A 14,223-nucleotide genomic window follows, 5' to 3' on the forward strand; every position below is an offset into this window, starting at 1 on the left:
TGTACTGGTCTTTTTGGTGGTGACTGTGCATGGGGACGGTGTGGTACACATGTTACTGTCCTGCCCGCAGAAATCGACGCGCAAAATCAAGATGGATCACCCATTTTTTGTGCGAACGGTTCGATTAAATCGCATTGAGCGTATGATGCAGCCATAAGCTGGGAACATCTTTTTCATTCGCTCGATGGCATATAGGCTCACCACAGCCACATAGATAAAAACCGGAGGCAGTATGAATTCACCGATCAGTAAGGCCGAGCAAGACGCTTTGGTCGACCATTCCATTTCACTCGACGACAAGTACACGCTCGAACGCGGCCGTGCTTTCATGACAGGCACGCAAGCCTTGATTCGTTTGACTATGTTGCAACGCCAAGCCGACGTCAAAGCGGGCTTAAATACAGCAGGTTTCCTGACTGGCTATCGCGGTTCACCACTGGGTGCCGTCGATATGACAGCAGCCAAAGCCAAAAAGCATCTGGAAAAGAACCATGTAGTATTTCACCCAGGTGTCAATGAAGACTTAGCCGCCACCTCAGTATGGGGAACACAACAAGTCAATCTCTTTCCAGGTGCAAAGTACGATGGTGTATTCGGTGTTTGGTACGGCAAAGGCCCAGGCGTAGATCGTTGTGGCGACGTATTTAAGCATGCCAACTTAGCGGGTACGTCTAAACACGGTGGTGTATTGGTCATTGCTGGTGACGATCATGCAGCGAAATCTTCCACTGCTGCTCACCAAAGTGAACATATTCTCAAAGCTTGCGGTATTCCAGTCTTGTATCCATCTTCTGTTCAAGAATACTTAGATTACGGCTTGCATGGCATCGCTATGTCTCGCTACACCGGTTTATGGGTATCGATGAAATGCGTGACGGACGTGGTTGAATCCGGTTGCGTGGTTGAGGTAGATCCAGATCGCGTTAAGCCAGTGATTCCAACAGACTTCGTGATGCCAGCAGACGGTGTGCATATCCGTACGCCAGACCCAGTCTTAGCGCAAGAAACGCGCATGAACAATTACAAATGGTACGCGGCCTTGGCCTACGCGCGTGCCAACAAGTTGAACCAAATTATCTGGGATAGTCCGAACGCCAAAATCGGTATTATCACTGCAGGTAAATCTTACCTCGATACACGTCAAGCCTTGGCAGACCTCGGCATCGACGAACAAGTAGCCAAAGACATTGGCATCCGTTTGTACAAAATCGGTATGACTTGGCCTTTAGAGTCTGACGGCGTTCGCGAATTTGCCACCGGCCTCGAAGAAATCTTGGTAGTCGAAGAAAAACGTCAAATTCTCGAATACGCGCTGAAAGAAGAGTTGTACCACTGGGAAGAAGCGGCTCGTCCACGCGTAGTCGGCAAATTCGATGACACTGGCGAATGGACGAATATCCAAGGCACAGGTCATGGCGAATGGTTATTGCCAGCGACTTATGAGTTGAGCCCAGCGCAGATCGCCCATGCGATCGCTTCTCGTATCAGCCGTTACTTCGCTGGTCACCCAGTGGAAAAATTGGTGAAAGAGCGCGTAGAATATTTGGAAGCCAAAGAAGCGGCTTTGAATTCGGTATCTAAGCCTGATGCCAATAAAGACCGTATTCCACATTTCTGCTCTGGTTGCCCACACAATACGTCAACCAAAGTACCTGAAGGTAGCCGTGCTTTAGCCGGTATCGGTTGCCACTACATGGTCACTTGGATGGATAGAGAATCCACCACCTTCACGCACATGGGCGGCGAAGGTGTGACTTGGGTTGGTGCAGCACCGTTCACCAACGAACAACACGTGTTCTCCAACCTTGGTGACGGTACTTACTATCACTCTGGTTTATTGGCAATCCGCGCGGCGGTTTCTGGTAACGTCAATATCACCTACAAAATTTTGTTTAACGATGCCGTCGCGATGACGGGCGGTCAAGAGTTTGACGGCCCTTTAGACCCAGGCATGATTTCACGTCAGATCGCTGCTGAAGGCGTACATCCGATTATCGTGGTCACCGACGAGCCAGAAAAATATCCAGCGAACTACCCATGGGCGGCTGGCGTCACCGTACGTCATCGTAGTGAACTCGATGCAGTACAACGTGAATTGCGCGAATGCAAAGGCGTGTCTGCCATGATCTACGATCAAACCTGCGCGTCTGAAAAGCGTCGTCGTCGCAAAAAGATCGGTAAAGATGGCAAGCCTGGTTTCCCTGACCCAGCGAAACGCGCCGTTATCAATGAAGCGGTCTGCGAAGGCTGTGGCGATTGCAGCGTGCAATCGAATTGTTTATCGGTAGAGCCTTTGGAAACAGAATTTGGCCGCAAACGTCAAATTAACCAGTCTTCTTGTAACAAGGATTACTCTTGCGTCAACGGCTTCTGCCCAAGCTTCGTCACCGTAGAAGGTGGCAAGTTGAAGAAGCCAGCGAAGACGAAGATCGAAGCCGGTGGTTCTTTTGACGTGGCTAGCTTGCCGCAGCCAGTACTGCCAAACACAACGACACCTTATGGCGTCATCGTTACTGGTGTCGGCGGTACAGGTGTCATTACCATCGGTCAAATTATGGCGATGGCAGCACATTTGCAAGGCAAGTCTTGCTCCGTATTGGATATGACAGGTTTGGCACAAAAGGGTGGCGCGGTAATGTCACACGTACGCTTGGCCGACAAAGTAGAAGATATTCAATCGACGCGTGTTGGCACCGGTATGGCTGATCTCGTGATTGGTTGTGATCTCATCGTCACTGCCGGTAAAGATGCGATTTCACGTATGGGCGAAGGCCGCACGCGTGGTGCGATTAACTCCAGCAGCAGCCCAACTGCGACTTTCATTAAGAATCCGAACTGGCAGTTCCCTGCTGGCTCCGCTGAGAATGAAATTCGCAAAGCCTGCGGTGAAACTTTGGTCGACATGGTCGATGCTACGAATATCGCTACAGCTTTGATGGGCGATAGTATTGCCGCCAATATGTTTATGCTTGGTTATTCTTGGCAAAAAGGCTGGGTACCATTGACTGAAGCGGCATTAATGCGTGCGATCGAATTGAATGGTGTAGCGATCGACTTCAACAAACAAGCGTTTAACTGGGGCCGTGTCGCTGCAAATGACTTAGCTGCCGTGATTCGTTTGACGACGCCAGCGCAAGTGATTGAACTGAAGCGTGCGCCAAGTTTGGATGATGTGATCAGCAAGCGCGTTGCATTCTTAACCGAATATCAAAATGCAAGCTACGCTCAAATTTATGCTGATTTCGTGGCGCAAGTGAAAGCCGCCGAAAGCAAAATCGTGGATGGCAAAGCACTCCGTTTGACAGAAGCAGTTGCGAAATATTTGTTCAAACTGATGGCCTACAAAGACGAATACGAAGTCGCTCGTTTGTACACCGATGGCAAGTTCCAAAAGAAAATCGCTGATATGTTTGAAGGCGATTACGCGATCAACTTCCACTTGGCACCTCCATTGTTTGCGAAACGTGACGACAAAGGTCACTTGATCAAACAACAGTTCGGCCCATGGATGATGAAAGCGTTTGGCGTATTGGCGAGCTTGAAATCCTTGCGGGGTACCGCACTCGATATCTTTGGTTATACCGAAGAACGCCGTATGGAACGTGCACTGCCGGTTGAATACAAACAACTGATCACGAAATTGATTCCACAGTTGAATGCTGACAATCTGAGCAAAGCCGTCGCCTTAGCAAGTATCCCTGAAGATATTCGCGGCTATGGCCACGTGAAAGAACGTCACTTCACAGCAGCCAAAGAGAAAGAAGCTAAATTATTGGCGGAGTTCGCAATGGCGCCAGCCAACAAAGAGGCAGCATAAGCTGTTTTGGAAGCTAGCTTGAAGTAAAGCAGAGGTCGACTACGGTCGGCCTCTTTTCATTTACAATCGTGCCATTCAAGTTTTCAAGACCAGAGGCTTCAAGATCATTATGCAAGAACGTCATATCCTCGCTAGCGCTGCCGTCAGCATGTTTATCGCAATAGCCCTCGGCGCCTTTGGCGCTCACGGCCTGAAGCAAATATTAAGCGTTGAGATGCTCGCGATTTGGCAAACCGCGGTGCAATATCAGCTCGTTCATGGATTGGCACTTTTTGCGCTAGCCATCGTTTATCCGCGCTTTGCGCAAGTTGGCGCAAACTCCTTCAAGTTCATTGCACCTTGCTTCATCGTCGGCACGGTCTTGTTTAGTGGTAGCCTCTATGCGCTAGCTCTGAGCGGCATCAAAGTCTTGGGCGCGATTACGCCGCTCGGCGGTATTGCTTTTCTCGCGGGTTGGTTACTGCTCGCAAAAAATGCATTCTCGCTCACCTCAGAATAAGGACATATCGCTTTCATCGAGCGGGCAGCGCTTTCAAACTTACTCGTTGTGCCGGCGCACTCTGGTTGACTTTAAACACAGAAACAGCGGTCACCAATTCATGCGCTTGCGCTTTCAGACTTGCGGCCGCCGCCGCCATTTCCTCGACCAGGGCCGCGTTTTGCTGCGTACTTGAATCCATCTGGGTGACGGCTTCACCGACGTGTTCAACACCATTCGCTTGCTCAGCACTTGCAGCACTGATTTCCGCCATGATATCGGTAACCCGGCGAATAGAGCTGACGACTTCATTCATCGTTGCTCCAGCTTGATCGACAAGGGCCGAGCCTTGATTGACACGATCGACACTATCACCAATAAGCTTCTTGATTTCTTTAGCTGCCTCAGCCGATCGCCCGGCGAGACTGCGCACCTCCGAGGCGACTACTGCAAAACCGCGCCCTTGTTCGCCAGCTCGGGCGGCTTCCACCGCTGCATTTAAAGCCAAAATATTGGTTTGGAAGGCGATACCATCGATCACGCCAATGATGTCAGAAATTTTGCTTGAAGCAGCATTAATACCTTTCATCGTATCGACCACTTCCATGACCACTTCACCGCCCTTGACTGCCACTTCAGAGGCGGAGGCGGCGAGTTGATTAGCCTGGCGTGCGTTGTCTGCATTCTGCTTCACGGTCGCACTGAGCTCCTCCATGGCCGTCACTGTCTTCTCGAGTGCATTACCTTGCTCTTCGGTACGCTGACTCAAATCCATATTACCGGAGGCAATTTCAGCACTCGAAGTAGCGACACCATCGGAGCCGTGACGCACTTTTCCCACAATCTCGGTCAGTGAATGCTGCATGGCATTCAGTGATTCCAATAATGGACTGAACTCGTCGCTGGCGTCATCATGAACTGGTCGGGTCAAATCGCCATCGCGTACCCGCTCGGCAACCTCTTGTGATGCTTGCACACGGCGACGCAGAACGCCCGTAATATAGAAGGAAAACGTGGATAAACCGATCGCCACAGCAATCACTAAACCAACAATTTGATAGGTTGTCGTATCGGCTGTTTTCGCAAACGTACCGAGTTCAATTTTTAGCTGCTTACTTTGACGATTTTTTTCCTCGCCACTGGCTGCTAACAATAGATTTCGTGTAGGGATAGTTTTCGCGACCAAGAAATCAAAAGCCTCGTCTTTTTTTCCTTCGGCAATCAACTTGATATTTTGCTCGCCGACTTCCCAGAAATTCTTTACCAATGGCTTGAACTTTTCGATAAAAGCACGGCCTTCAGGGGTGAACACACCTGCCTCAAAGTCTTTCAAAGTCGCGTCAATAGTCGCTCGTTTCTCTTTAATATCTGCCATTGTGGCATCGAGGTCGGATTGGGTTTTCACCAAGATCGCATGACGCAATTGCAGAGAAGTGCGAGTCACATTGAGTTCAATGGACGCGATTTGCATCAGCTGTGGTACCCGCTTTTCCTCGGTTTTTGTCACCATTTCTTTCATCTCTTTGAGTGAGATTCGGGCATCGATGGCGACCGCTGCCAAAGCCAAGATTAAGATGAAAGAGACTAAATAGAGACGTTTTGCAATTCCCATATTTGACAGCATATGCACTCCCTTTTAATGACAAATTATTGCCAAGAGGTAAGTTTAGCACCGTGCATGCGCCCCACAAGATAGGAATGTTAAATATGCTTTAATTCCAGATGCGCCAAAGGACTTTGTGTTGTTTTAGCCCTGGCAAAGACAACAATGGCATCGCTTCGAGGCGCATCCGCCTTCCAAAGATGCAAAAAAACCAATCCTACTCAATATGAGCAGGATTGGCGAATGTCGAGCAAGCTGAACTTTATGCCGCAATACTTTCCGCTGGCTTGCCAGAAAGTCGTTGCAAACGTTGCAGCGTCGTCTCACCAGCGGTATCTGCCTGCGCAACCGATTGACGAATTGCCGCAATTTCGGCGGCCTGATCAAGCGGCTTTTGCGCGATATCGGCGACGATGCGCATGCCAGCGGCTTCGTTGGACACTTTCTCCGCACGACGCGTCAAAGCATTCAGCGCTGTTGAATGGCCCTTGATGCCATTCAGGCTTGCCAACTGGTTTTGGCGTTCCATACGTAGCTCTTGCAAATCTTTCTGCGCTTTTGCTGCGGCCAAGTTTTGCAAAGCTTTCTTTGCTGCCGCATCAAACTGCGCCAATTGCTCTGACAAAGCATCAACAATCTTTTGTAGCTCATTCATATATTCTTGCGCATCGGCTTCTTCTTGAAGCTCAATTGGCAAGCGGGCTTTGTTTGCTTCCAACTCGTCGCAGAATAAACTCACCGTGGCTTCAGAAATACTGCCCGCAGCCAAACGTTCGGCCAAGGTCAAGGAAGCCTTCTCATCGTTGGCGATCAACTCGCGTAACTTCACGACGTCGGTATGTTCTTTGTTAAACGAGGCGCGTGCTGCTGCTAGTTTTTGCGCTGTCTCACGCAAGGTATCAGCCAAGCAATCACGATCAGCTTCTGTCGCGGTCTCTGGATCGAAGTTGGCAATCGCCTCGGAAATTTTATCCCCCAAAACACCAAAATGTTTGCTGATCAAACGTGCAGTCAAACCCCAACCATTCAAATTACTCATGATACGTCCTTTCAATACTTCTCAATAATTAAGATACTTGTGGACCATTCCACTTACTGCACAACCAATCGTTCGGGTTCGATTGGAATTCCCATCATGAAGTCGACGTAGATGCCGCGTTTATTGCGATCACCATTTTCGCTTTCAATCATTTCTGTCGAAATCAACATCAACTCACGATGCTGATCTCGCTCCTGACTTAATGCACGGCTATACGGCATAAAAATCACTTGTTGTTGCAGACCTGCGCTACCATCGGCGCTATCTATACGTGTTTCAGTACCGCGAAACGGTGCGACAAACTCGGCATGCGGATCGCCGGCATCGCGTTGAAACAAGATATGGTCTTGATCCAAAAAGGTCGCTTGCAAGCTTTCTTCACTCCAGCCCATTTCCTCTAATTGCCAACGCCACATGGTGTAGGTCAAGTCACCGAGCCCATAACCTGCTTCACCCGAGAAAATCTGTTGATCTTCTAGCGTTTCTGGAATCAGACGACAGAGGCGGCTGTAGTAAGAGAGCTCTTTAATCTCTCCGTTGACATCGACATACACTTGAATGTACTTCTCGGCCGTCTCTTCATCTCCACGATGCAAGTAATAGCGATACAACTTACCTTCTAGTTCAGTTCGAATTCGACTGATCGCAACGATGATGGTTTCGTCATCACTCGGCATCTCCAATAAAGAGCCTTGAGCCTGCGCACGAATCATCGGCGTTTTTTGCAAGACCACCACGCTGCCCACCCGCGCCTTCAAGGGCAAGTTGCCGTCTTCGCGTTGGCCGTCCTTGTTCTCATATTCCGATTTCTGTTCCGTTTGGTCTTTGCCTATCCACCGACTTGCATACGACCATGCATCTTTCCATGCCATCTCATTTCCTTTCACAATGAATAATGTGGCTTTGTATTCACGGCATTAGTGGCTTGCATGGCTGCATTCATACGCCTCCGAGCAAACCAAACCACGCTAGCAATGACACCAACAATCAATATCCAACCCAACACTCCTGTTGATTTATCGGTTCCATCCACTTTCTGAATTTCCTTATTCGATACAGGCGTCGCTGTTTGCTTTAGATCGGTGGACGTCTGCAGGTCGCCCGATGTTGGCGTCGCTTCAACCGGAATTTCGCTTTGTTTGAATTCACCTTCAGGAGTGATCGGCTCTAAACGGCCATTCGTATTAACCTGTCCATTATTGCTACCGCCGGCATACACGGTCCTGGGCTGCGACAACACATGACCCAAGACCACGCCGGTCATGATTCCACTCATATTCGCTCCACTCGATGGCGTCACTGGCACCTGCACAACTTGAGGCGAACTTGCGATTGGCCTTGGTTCATAGCGGGTGTTGCTAGATGAAGTGCCTACGGAAGTGTTTGGTAGAGATGGCATGCCACTAGATGCTTGCGTGGTAACAGGACGATGACTGTTATCCCAATTTTTCATCGCATTCACTTGCGCTTGGCGATTCGTCAAATCGCGGTTGAAGGCACCGCCCACACTCGACTTTGAGCTAGTCTGCTTACTGAAGCTACCAAAACTCGATGAACTGGGACGATTATTGCTAACACTTGGTGCGCTACGGCTCGATGAAAATCCACGGCTCATCGAACTTGATGAGCTGGAACCTTTGCCGGCAAAAGCAAAGCCGGAAAAAACCAGCAAGCTGCCACACAGCAGGACTTTCAGATAATGAATGAATTGCATGTTCTCGCCTTTACTTTGATTGCTGAGCAATCGAATTACTTAAAACAAAAAGAAGTAGGCGAAGAATAGGATCTGTGAATTCACAGCGCACCGGTAAAAATTTTTGTGATTCACCACAAATAAAAAAAAGCCACCGGGTTGGTGGCTTTCAATTCAAATTAATTTCGAAAGGAGTAGGCAGCGATAGAATTTAAGTCAGCTGCTTTTCCATTTCTTCGAACTGCAATTCCTTCACCAGTCTAAATTCATCACCAATCTCCGAGGGGAATGGTTTGAAGCGTCCTGTACGAACATAACCTCGGCGTTCGTAATAAGCAATCAGTTCAGCGCGCACACTTATCACCGACATCCACATCTTTTTCACGCCCCATAAGGCTTGCACTTCTGTCTCGGCAGCTTGCATAAACTGTTTACCGATGCCACCACCTTGTCGTGTCGGTTGCACCACAAACATACCGAGATAAGCAGCGTCGTCTGTTTTTTCTAAGTGGACACAACCTATCATCTCAGCGTCTTGTAAACATAAAAGCACGACGGAATGATCGGCTTCGATCAAGTTGACCACTTCTTCGGCATTAATACGGGTGCCTGTCAGCAGATCAGCTTCTGTGGTCCATCCAGCACGACTGGAATCACCCCGATAAGCACTGTTGACTAATACTGCAATGGCGGCCGCATCGCCTTTTAAAGCATGACGAAAACTCAATTGTGGAGATGATGAAACTTCTGTACTCATACCGCATTACCTCATTGATTTAGCACTCGCTTTAGGTCGCGAGAAAAGCAAAATGATAGCACGCGTGGCTAGTTCCTTAGGCCTTGTACCTCGACGCCACTGGCTTTTCTCACGGCCGCTTTTGGCAAATCCATTCCACGCCAGACTGACGAATTCCTTGTCGAATTACCTTGTCATAAAAATACTAACGGCGATTTCACGCGAAAAACCGATTTCATTTCATCCCGCAATTTATGCATTTCATCCTCCGTTTTCAGCAATTCACAACTTTGCGTCTTGAAGACCAGACTTGAGAAAGGAATACTCACCATCGCGAAATCCCCTAATTACTTAGCAGGTACCCATCATGTCACGTAAAACTCTCCTCGTACTCGCCGTCGCTTCTGCTGTCTTGAGCCTCGCCGCATGCAATAAAGGCGGCACTGAACCCGCCAAGAACAGCGCTTCGGCTTCTGCTGCGACGAAAACAGCAGAAAAGTCCGATAAGCTGATTGTCGCCAGTGAAGATATCTTAAATTTACAGAGTAATGCTCTGGCTTCTGGACCAGTCGTCACAGGCTCCATTCAACCTGAACGCAAAGCTGACCTACGCGCTGAAGTCTCAACCGTGGTCTTGCAAGTATTGAAGGAAAACGGGGAAGCCGTGAAACGTGGCGACATTATTGTCCGTTTAGATGAAACCTCGATTCGCGATAACTTAAACTCGGCGAACGATGCGGTACGCAACGCTGGCCTCGCCTTAGATCAAGCAGAACGCAACCTGCAACGCTTAAAGACATTACGTGCTTCTGGCATGACTTCAATGCAGTCTCTTGATGACGCCGAGGTGCGCCGTAACGCTGCACAGAGCGAAGTTTCCTCCGCAAAAGCCCGAGCAGCTGCGGCTCAACAGCAATTACAGCGCACCGTTGTGCGCGCGCCATTTGATGGGATTGTCAGCGAACGCAAAGTGTCGGCTGGCGATACGGCTTCTGCAGGCAAAGAGTTGGTCAAAGTCATCGATCCGAATAGCATGCGCTTTGTGGGACGTGTTTCGGCTGACAAAATAGGCATGGTTAAACCTGGTCAAGCAGTGAGCTTCCGTATCAATGGCTATGCTGGGCAAGAATTCCGCGGAAAAGTAACACGTGTTGACCCTGCAGCCAATGATGTCACACGCCAAGTTGAAGTCCTCGTTGCATTCGCTGATGCAAAACAACCGAAGGTTTCTGGCTTATACGCCGAGGGGAATATTGAAGCAGAAACAGTCGCTGCTTTGATGTTGCCAGAAGGTGCCATAGTGAAATCCGGTGACAAGAGCTTTGCATGGAAAATTAACGGCAAGACTTTGAGTAAAGTCGAATTAGCTCTCGGCAGCCGCGATGTTCGAACAGGTAACTACGAGGTACGTAAAGGCGTGGCAGTTGGTGATGTCATTATGCGTAATCCTAGTTCCAGCTTCAAAGATGGCCAAGCAGTAGAAATGGCCGTGACCAAATCCGCGCTCGCAAACGCGACCTTGGCGCAGGGGAATTAATCATGTTTCTCTCTGACTTTAGTATTAAGAAACCGATTGCGACCATCGTCATGATCATCGCGTTGATGGCGATGGGCTTGCTGGCGATGAGCAAATTGCGCGTCAATCAAAACCCTGACGTTGAAATTCCAGGGCTTTTCGTGAGCATTCCTTATCCAGGCGCATCGCCGGACACGGTGGAACGCGAGATCGTCAACCGTATTGAAAAATCTCTACAAAGTGTGCCTGGTGTAGACGAGGTCTATTCGTATTCGAATGAGGGTAGCGCTGGTTTCGAGATGCGTTTTAGCTTCAAGAAGAACATGATTGAAGCGACAGACGAAGTTCGCAATGTCATTTCTTCCGTGCGCTACAAGCTGCCAACCGAAATGCGCGAGCCTGTGATTCAACGCTTCGATCCTTCACAACAGCCCGTTCTGAACATGGCTTTGTCATCGAGCAGCATGAGCCATGCCGAAATCTCCCGCTTCGCTGAAGATACTTTAGCGAACCGTTTGCGCGGCTTGCCCGGAGTTGCTACGGTCAATGTCAATGGCGCTTTGAAACGTGAATTATCGGTTTTACTGAAAGCGGAAAGACTGCGTGAGTTTAACGTCTCCGTTTCTGAAGTGGTCGGTGCACTACGTACGCAAAATACCAATGCGCCAGTCGGTAAAGTACGCGGCAATTTGGAAGAAGAAAGCATACGCCTCGTTGGCCGTATTGAAAACCCTGCTGAATTTCAAAATATCGTTGTGAAACGTCGCGGTGATCAGATTGTGCGCCTTGGCCAAGTCGCTACGATTGAAGACGGATTTGCCGATGTGAATGGGGTCAGTATTCGTAGCGGCAAACCCAATGTTGGCGTACAAGTGTTGCGCTCTCGCGAGGCGAGTACAGTCGCCGTCGCTAAAGGCGTACGCAAAGCGATGGAAGAAATTAACAAAGAACTAGAGAAAGATCACCCTGGGACTAAATTAGAAGTGACCTATGACGGTGGTCGTGACGCCCAAAGCAGTCTCAACAATGTGATCGAATCACTTATCTTTGGCGCGGTGTTAACCATTTTTGTGGTGTATGCCTTCCTCAATTCTTGGCGCTCCACGTTGATCACGGCCTTAAGCTTGCCGACCTCTGTGATTGCCGCTTTTATCGCAGTGTGGTTGTGTGGGTTTACGCTGAACTTCATGACGCTGCTAGGCTTGTCTCTCGCCATCGGGGTCTTGATTGATGACGCGATTGTGGTTCGTGAAAATATCGTACGCCATATGCAAAACGGCTCTGACCGCCGCACCGCAGCCCTCGAAGGCACGGCCGAAATTGGCTTAGCGGTCGCAGCCACTACTTTCTCCATTATTGCGGTGTTCATCCCGGTCGCGTATATGCCTGGTATGGCGGGTGAATGGTTCCGACCTTTCGCCTTAACGGTAACATGTTCTGTTTTGGTCAGTTTAGGAATCTCATTCACCTTAGATCCTATGCTCTCCGCTTACTGGGGCGATCCTGCCGATCATCACAACGCGCCGAAGAAAGGCATCAGCAAGGTTTTAGCGCGTTTCAATGATTGGTTCGATTCACAAGCAGATCGTTATGGCAATGTAATCGCCTGGGCTCTCCACCATCGCCGTTGGATGGGTGCTATCGCCATGGCAAGTTTGGTCGGCGCGTTGGTACTGCAAGCAAAATTTGGTGGCACCAGTTTCTTACCTTCCTCCGATAACGGCAACTTGATGATCGAAGTGCGCACACCCGCGTCTTCCTCTTTGGAATATGCTCGCCTCAAAATGGAACGTGCAGCTGACATTGCTCGTAGCATCAAAGAAGTGAAGGACACGAATAGCAGTATTAACCCAAATGGTGGCCGCATCTATGTCGACATTGGCAAGAAAAATACCCGTAGCCGTGGTGCAAAAGAGATCGCAATCGAATTGCGTGAAAAGATCCGTCCACTGGTTGGTGCTGAATATGTCGTGATCGACGACACGAACAACGGTGCACGCAAACCGATTCAAATCGAATTTACTGGACCAGATTCACGCAAATTAATGGAGATCACGAATGCGTATATGGAGCAATTACGCAAGATCCCGGGTGCAGTAGATGTCGGTTTGTCTGAACAAGATCCGAAGAAGGAATTGAAGATCGAGATGAACCGTGGCTTGGCGAATTCTATGGGTATCTCTATCAATGATGCAGCACAGTCTTTGCGCGTGGCATTTGCGGGTATCGAAGTGGGTGATTGGGTTGACCCAACAGGTGAAACACGAGATGTTTCAGTGCGCTTACATCCAGCAGATCGCGTCAGCAAAGAGAATATCGAGCGCTTACCGATTGCCATCAGCGGCACCAATGAGATGGTACCGCTCGATCAAATCGCGACCGTGACGATGGGCAAAGGCCCGTCTGGTATCGTACACAGTAATGGTAAACGCACGATCACCGTTTCTGCCAACGTACAAGGCCGTTCCAATGGTGAAGTGACGACAGAAGCGATGGATTTGGCGAAGTCATTTAACTATCCTCCAGGCTATGGTTTGTCCTTAGCAGGTGCGGGACAAGATCAAGATGAGTTGTTCACCGAAATGTTGATTGCTTTGATCTCAGGTATCGGTTTGATGTATTTGATCTTGGTCATGCAGTTTGGTTCGTTCACTGCGCCATTGGCGGTGATGCTGTCCTTGCCACTGTCTTTAATTGGTGTGGTGATTGCTTTGATGGTCACAGGTAGCACCATTAATCTGATGAGTTTCATCGGCATCATTATGTTGATGGGCTTGGTTGCGAAGAATGCGATTCTCTTACTCGACGCTGCTCGCAAACAAGAGAAAGAGGGCATGGATAGAGAAGACGCTTTGATGCATGCAGGCCGTGTACGTTTGCGTCCGATCTTGATGACAACCTTCGCTTTGATCGCCGGCATGATTCCTGTGGCATTAGGTTTAGGTGAGGGTGGCGAGTTCTACCGCCCACTCGCCATTGCAATTATTGGTGGCACCATCACATCCACGATCTTAACTTTGTTGGTGGTACCAAGTTTCTACGACAGTATCGAAATTGCCCGTGATCGTATGATGGCAAAAATGCGTCGCCGTGCGGGTCAATACAATCAAGTCTTGGCGGTATTGGTGACGATGTTGGAAGCGGTAATGACGCTGACCTTCATCCGCTTGATTTATCGCTTAACGACGAGTTTGATTCACAAACTGCGCGGCACGAAAAAAGTGTCGGCTTAAATGTATTGACTAGAATTTTTCTGGAAAGGAGCGCAATGATTTTGTAGTTGTTGGAAAACTTCGCTTGCATTAGCACCACTGATACAAGCGAAGCGTGAGTAGTACCGG

General features: G+C 49.2%; 9 protein-coding genes. 4 read left to right on the forward strand and 5 right to left on the reverse strand.

Annotation, left to right across the window (positions count from 1 at the left end):
* Nucleotides 1-232: 232 nt before the first annotated feature.
* Nucleotides 233-3,817, forward strand: coding sequence for an indolepyruvate ferredoxin oxidoreductase family protein (locus tag H8K36_RS10685; protein ID WP_186916494.1), 3,585 nt, complete (start codon nucleotides 233-235; stop codon nucleotides 3,815-3,817).
* 109 nt (nucleotides 3,818-3,926) lie between these two features.
* Nucleotides 3,927-4,316, forward strand: a complete 390-nt coding sequence (locus tag H8K36_RS10690) for a DUF423 domain-containing protein (protein ID WP_186916493.1) — start codon at nucleotides 3,927-3,929, stop codon at nucleotides 4,314-4,316.
* A 13-nt stretch (nucleotides 4,317-4,329) separates the two neighbouring features.
* Here the strand turns inward: H8K36_RS10690 and H8K36_RS10695 are convergent, their stop codons facing one another.
* The 5 genes from H8K36_RS10695 to H8K36_RS10715 form a co-directional block, all read right to left on the reverse strand.
* A complete protein-coding gene (locus tag H8K36_RS10695) occupies nucleotides 4,330-5,919 on the reverse strand; it encodes a methyl-accepting chemotaxis protein (protein ID WP_230404532.1) in 1,590 nt (529 codons plus the stop codon).
* A gap of 241 nt (nucleotides 5,920-6,160) precedes the next feature.
* Nucleotides 6,161-6,937 carry a coiled-coil domain-containing protein gene (locus tag H8K36_RS10700; protein WP_186916492.1) on the reverse strand — a complete coding sequence of 259 codons (777 nt, stop codon included), beginning with the start codon at nucleotides 6,935-6,937 and terminating at the stop codon, nucleotides 6,161-6,163.
* A 53-nt stretch (nucleotides 6,938-6,990) separates the two neighbouring features.
* Nucleotides 6,991-7,809, reverse strand: a complete 819-nt coding sequence (locus tag H8K36_RS10705) for a hypothetical protein (protein WP_230404533.1) — start codon at nucleotides 7,807-7,809, stop codon at nucleotides 6,991-6,993.
* Between the two features lie 11 nt (nucleotides 7,810-7,820).
* A complete protein-coding gene (locus H8K36_RS10710) occupies nucleotides 7,821-8,651 on the reverse strand; it encodes a hypothetical protein (RefSeq protein WP_186916491.1) in 831 nt (276 codons plus the stop codon).
* A 190-nt stretch (nucleotides 8,652-8,841) separates the two neighbouring features.
* The gene (locus H8K36_RS10715) at nucleotides 8,842-9,387 is read right to left on the reverse strand and encodes a GNAT family N-acetyltransferase (protein ID WP_186916490.1); all 546 of its coding nucleotides are present in this window, start codon (nucleotides 9,385-9,387) and stop codon (nucleotides 8,842-8,844) included.
* Nucleotides 9,388-9,733: 346 nt separating this feature from the next.
* Here H8K36_RS10715 and H8K36_RS10720 point away from each other — a divergent pair, with 346 nt between their 5' ends.
* Together H8K36_RS10720 and H8K36_RS10725 are read left to right on the forward strand one after the other, a co-directional pair.
* On the forward strand, nucleotides 9,734-10,903 hold the full coding sequence (locus H8K36_RS10720) for an efflux RND transporter periplasmic adaptor subunit (RefSeq protein ID WP_186916489.1): 1,170 nt from the start codon (nucleotides 9,734-9,736) through the stop codon (nucleotides 10,901-10,903).
* Nucleotides 10,904-10,905: 2 nt separating this feature from the next.
* Nucleotides 10,906-14,115: an efflux RND transporter permease subunit gene (locus H8K36_RS10725; protein WP_186916488.1), complete on the forward strand. Its 3,210-nt coding sequence runs from the start codon at nucleotides 10,906-10,908 to the stop codon at nucleotides 14,113-14,115.
* Nucleotides 14,116-14,223 lie beyond the last annotated feature (108 nt).

This window comes from Affinundibacterium nitidum, from assembly GCF_014284155.1.
GTDB classification, from domain to species: domain Bacteria; phylum Pseudomonadota; class Gammaproteobacteria; order Burkholderiales; family Burkholderiaceae_D; genus Undibacterium; species Undibacterium nitidum.

What these genes read in the sequence shown, in the direction of transcription:
- H8K36_RS10695 (WP_230404532.1), bottom strand. Translation starts at nt 5,919, where the DNA reads ATGCTGTCAAATATGGGAATTGCAAAACGTCTCTATTTAGTCTCTTTC.
- H8K36_RS10720 (WP_186916489.1), top strand. Translation starts at nt 9,734, where the DNA reads ATGTCACGTAAAACTCTCCTCGTACTCGCCGTCGCTTCTGCTGTCTTG.
- H8K36_RS10690 (WP_186916493.1), top strand. Translation starts at nt 3,927, where the DNA reads ATGCAAGAACGTCATATCCTCGCTAGCGCTGCCGTCAGCATGTTTATC.
- H8K36_RS10700 (WP_186916492.1), bottom strand. Translation starts at nt 6,937, where the DNA reads ATGAGTAATTTGAATGGTTGGGGTTTGACTGCACGTTTGATCAGCAAA.
- H8K36_RS10725 (WP_186916488.1), top strand. Translation starts at nt 10,906, where the DNA reads ATGTTTCTCTCTGACTTTAGTATTAAGAAACCGATTGCGACCATCGTC.
- H8K36_RS10710 (WP_186916491.1), bottom strand. Translation starts at nt 8,651, where the DNA reads ATGCAATTCATTCATTATCTGAAAGTCCTGCTGTGTGGCAGCTTGCTG.
- H8K36_RS10705 (WP_230404533.1), bottom strand. Translation starts at nt 7,809, where the DNA reads ATGGCATGGAAAGATGCATGGTCGTATGCAAGTCGGTGGATAGGCAAA.
- H8K36_RS10685 (WP_186916494.1), top strand. Translation starts at nt 233, where the DNA reads ATGAATTCACCGATCAGTAAGGCCGAGCAAGACGCTTTGGTCGACCAT.
- H8K36_RS10715 (WP_186916490.1), bottom strand. Translation starts at nt 9,387, where the DNA reads ATGAGTACAGAAGTTTCATCATCTCCACAATTGAGTTTTCGTCATGCT.